Origin of the sequence: Nostoc sp. 2RC, assembly GCF_014222165.1 — a bacterium.
GTDB lineage: Bacteria > Cyanobacteriota > Cyanobacteriia > Cyanobacteriales > Nostocaceae > Nostoc > Nostoc linckia.
Genome location: NZ_JACKZU010000564.1, coordinates 1 through 3369, shown reverse-complemented (window position 1 = coordinate 3369; position 3369 = coordinate 1). Strand labels below are relative to the sequence as shown.

The following is a 3369-nucleotide window of genomic DNA, read 5'->3' as shown; positions in this document are numbered from 1 at the left end:
GTGCCGTCAGGCGGGTGGGGTATCTGTCGCAAACATTTTTTGAATCGGTATTAGCTTAATGCGTGAATTTTGAATTGGTGTGACTTCCTACTTTCTCTATTTTTCTTCACAAGAGAGAATAAACTCAGCAAACTGTCGCACTAGTTTGGGATTGCGCCAACCACAATCAGCTTCTTTTAACATGATTGAAATTGCTTGTTCTCTGGTCATAGCTTCTTTGTAAGGTCGTTCGCTGGTTAAGGCATCGTAAATATCAATTATCTGAAATACTTGCGCCAAATAAGGAATATCATCCCCTTTGAGTCTATCGGGGTAGCCTGACCCATCCCACCGTTCGTGGTGATGGCGAATAATGGGAATTACACCACGCATACTGCGTAGTGGCTGGCAGATTTTTTCTCCGATTAAAACATGCTGCCTCATAATCTGCCAATCTTCGGGAGTGAGTTGGCCTTTTTTTAGCAGCACTGCATCGGGAATACCCACCTTGCCGATATCGTGGAGATAACCCCCCCACATCAAATCCCGTATTTGATAGCGTGAGAGATTGAGGTATTCACCAAAAGCTTGTCCGAGTTTTACCAATCGTTCGCAATGGCCGCCTGTGTTGGGATCGCGGCTTTCAATAGACATAGCGATGGAAAACAGTACTTGTTCGGCATGATCTAAATCTTCGTTGAGACGCTTTTGCCGTACTAGGGACTTAACACGCGCTGCCAGTTCCACACGGTCAAAAGGTTTGGTGAGAAAATCATCTCCGCCAACTTCAATGCCTCGAATGCGCGATCGCCTGTCGTTTAATGCTGTAATAAAAATTACTGGTATTAATCTGGTTTGTTCATCTTGTTTCAGTAATTGACAGACTTCAAATCCATCCATTCCTGGCATCATCACATCCAGCAAAATTAAATCTGGTTGCTTTTGGGTTACTAATCCCACAACAATGGAACCACTGTCGGCCTCAATCACGTCGTATCCTTCCATACCCAAAAGGGCAACAGCAGTCATACGACTGGCCGCATGGTCATCAACTACTAAAACCTTTGGTGGATCTAAATCAAACCCATTCACTTTGGAACCTTTGGCTTGTAGTATTTTAGAGACCAATGAACCTCGATCGAAATTAACATCATTTTTCATCCAAGAAGACGCTGGTTGGTCATCTTCTAGTATTAAATCTTCTTGAGACAAGCCTAAAGAATAACCCTCTATATTTTGCGATCCTACGGTATGATTTGAACCGATACTTTTCACTTTGCTTAAGGGGTTGAACCCATTAACAGTTTCTGTTCTCAAGCCTCTATGGTTGGATTTCCATTTAGTCACAAAGGCACTCCAATTATTTTCGCAAGTTAACAGTGTCAGATTTGAAAAGTAAAGCTAGTATTTGGCTGTATTTGAGTTATGGTTTCCATAGAGATGATGTGTAATGTGGAACTGACGAGGGTAACTTTTCACTGTATGTATTTTTTATGTTACGAATAAGGAGTATCTGGCGGTCAAATTTTTAGCTTCTAATTCCAGTATCATAAATTAGTACAAATGTTAAATCAGGCTTTTTACGGAGATTTTTTTACGTACCAGCGTTCAAAAAGCTTGTGATTTACCGCTTGAGATCGAAATCTCCATCTGGTAGTTGTTAGTGCTCATCGTCATCATCAGGTATAGACATTTTTACTTACTTCAGTTATAGCAATAGTTAAATACTGTTAACAAATTATGTAATATTAGCTACTTATCATAGTTTAAGTTATTTGGCTCGAAAAAACTCGTTACTTAAGTATTAAAAAACCAAATCACAAGTATGGAAATCCTGTCTGATTGGGAGAACTACTGGTATAAACAGCGAATAGGGTAGGCAAAACAAGTAAAAAGACCAAATTACGTTATTTTTGCGTAAATCCTATAAATATCTAAGGTTTTCTGGAATCAACTACTGAGGGCAAGAACTTTAGTCACGTAGGCTTGGCTCATCGCGTACATTATTAGAGACTGCCAAGTAAAAAAATATTGCATAGAAGACTGTTGACTGTTGACGGTTCACAGTCATTAGTCAACGGCAAGAACCGGAATAATTTATTTTTTGGAGTTCGTTAGTACACTGTGGCCTAAATAAAGCTACCCTTTCAAACAATCACAAGGCTTGATTGGTGAACCTTTTGAATAGACTTCTTGCATAAGTCGGGAAAAGGGGTAAAGGGTAAGGGATTTAAAACCTTTCCCCTTTACCCTTTACCCTTTACCCTTTAAAGAGCCAAGTCACGAAAGCGAACTACTAGTTAACTACAAACTAGTTCCGATAAAATCCCTGCCTTGTGTTGCGGATAGCCACCTTTTGCGCCAATGGGAGGTAGGTTCCAAACAAGAGGTTTGTTGTTCTTGTTGTCGGCGCTTAAGTATAACTTCACTGGAATCGCTCAATTGCGGATCGCGGTAAGGAATGGCTGCACGAGTGAGTAAATGTTCCTTCTCAACTTCACAAAGGGCTAAAGAATAGGGGCATAGAGGAAATTTCTCTTCCTGACTCCCCTGTTCCTCTGCTTTGTATCCTCTGATATGTGCTGCTAAAGTACCAGGCGATCGCCTACCCATCGGTGGCGTAGAACCGATAGCCAAGCCAGCAGCCAACAGTGCTGTGCGTACAGCAGCAGCACAAGAATAGGTGGCTAATAAACCATCTTCATGTAAGCACAACGACAATTGTTTAATAAATTCAACAGTCCAGAGTTGGGGACACTGTGGTGGTGAAAATGGATCGAGGAAAATTGCATCAGCCAAAAAATTCGACTCACGTACTATTGCGATCGCCTTTCTAGCATCGCCAATGAGTAATTGTGCCTTGAGACAGTCCCTTTGTACTTGATGCTCAAAAGCCAATTGCGACAAAATTTCAATGTAGTTGCAGTTCCAGTTATCAAACAAATGATGCGCGATGGCAGCTTGCGGTACTGCTGGATTTAACTCCAAACCAATTACTTCAACATAACAATTCGGATTTACTGCCCAAATTGTTTGCAAAGCAGCAGCAGTGTTGTATCCCAAACCATAACAAACATCTAACAGCCGCAAAACTGGTTTTTGCGCTGCTTTCATCAGTTGAGTTGGTTCTACAAACTTGAAAAAACTCTCCTGCTTAGCACCATAATGACTGTGAAACGATTCACCAAACTCCTGAGAAACAAAAGTGAACGAACCATCTGCCGTGAGCTTGGGTGTAAAATTTTCTAAGTTAGTCATTGGTCATTAGTCATTGGTCATTGGTCATTAGTCATTAGGGAAACAGGGAGTGTTGACTGTTGACTGTTGACTGTTGACTGGAAAAGCAGGATTTATTCTCCTTGTCTCCCCCATCTCCCCATTTCCCCGATC

Annotated in this window: 2 protein-coding genes; both read right to left on the bottom strand. The window is 41.3% G+C overall.

All coding sequences use genetic code 11. The features are described 5' to 3' along the window. Nucleotides 1-96: 96 nt before the first annotated feature. Nucleotides 97-1326 (bottom strand): HD-GYP domain-containing protein, encoded by a 1230-nt coding sequence (locus tag GNE10_RS33150; RefSeq protein ID WP_185570302.1) that lies wholly within the window; start codon nucleotides 1324-1326, stop codon nucleotides 97-99. Nucleotides 1327-2283: 957 nt separating this feature from the next. Continuing rightward, nucleotides 2284-3237: a tRNA (5-methylaminomethyl-2-thiouridine)(34)-methyltransferase MnmD gene (locus GNE10_RS33145; protein WP_185570301.1), complete on the bottom strand. Its 954-nt coding sequence runs from the start codon at nucleotides 3235-3237 to the stop codon at nucleotides 2284-2286. Nucleotides 3238-3369: the final 132 nt, after the last annotated feature.

Bases quoted from the DNA above. Each gene is read 5' to 3' on its own strand.
- GNE10_RS33145 (WP_185570301.1), bottom strand. From the start codon at position 3,237: ATGACTAACTTAGAAAATTTTACACCCAAGCTCACGGCAGATGGTTCG.